This window comes from Massilia sp. 05N420, from assembly GCF_056397205.1.
The window spans coordinates 1-506 of record NZ_JBFTMX010000152.1 but is presented as its reverse complement, the minus strand read 5'-3'; the positions used below and the strand labels follow the sequence as shown (position 1 = coordinate 506).

Sequence of the window (506 nt, the reverse complement as noted above, 5' to 3'; positions counted from 1 at the left end):
ATACAAACCACGTACGGCTGACGGCATCCGAGTTGACGCCCGCCGTTCTCGAAGGTGCCACGATCTACGGCGTCGATGATCATAAGGTCGGCAAGATCGATCACATCCATGCTGCTGGCGGCGCCGGCGGATCTGCAGTGATCGATGTTGGCGGGTTCCTCGGCATTGGCGCCAAGCCGGTCGCAGTTCCGATTTCGGATCTCGAGTTTATGCGTGACGAGGACGGCGATGTTCACGCCGTCACCAGTTGGACCAAGGATCAGCTCAAGCAAATGCCTGAACACCGAGACTGAGATCGTCTCGAACTGTTCTCCAGCACCGCAATTGGCGGTGCTGGAGAGATCGCACCCGATCTAACTGTATCTCGGGCCATGCTAGACAGTTCGGCGACTTGCCTCCGGCTTAGTGAGTTTGTATTTTCTTAACGGGCAAGTGACGGAGGCAGGCGCTAACGGTACGTCGAGTGGGCCTTACAGGCCGGGCGGGAGCCTGCCCCTATTGACGAC

1 protein-coding gene is annotated in these 506 nt (G+C 58.3%); it reads left to right on the top strand.

Annotated features, from left to right (window positions below; all coding sequences use genetic code 11):
• On the top strand, positions 1-293 hold a 293-nt coding region (locus AC1DIX_RS27730), incomplete at its 5' end, for a PRC-barrel domain-containing protein (protein ID WP_477328551.1).
• Between the last annotated feature and the right edge of the window lie 213 nt (positions 294-506).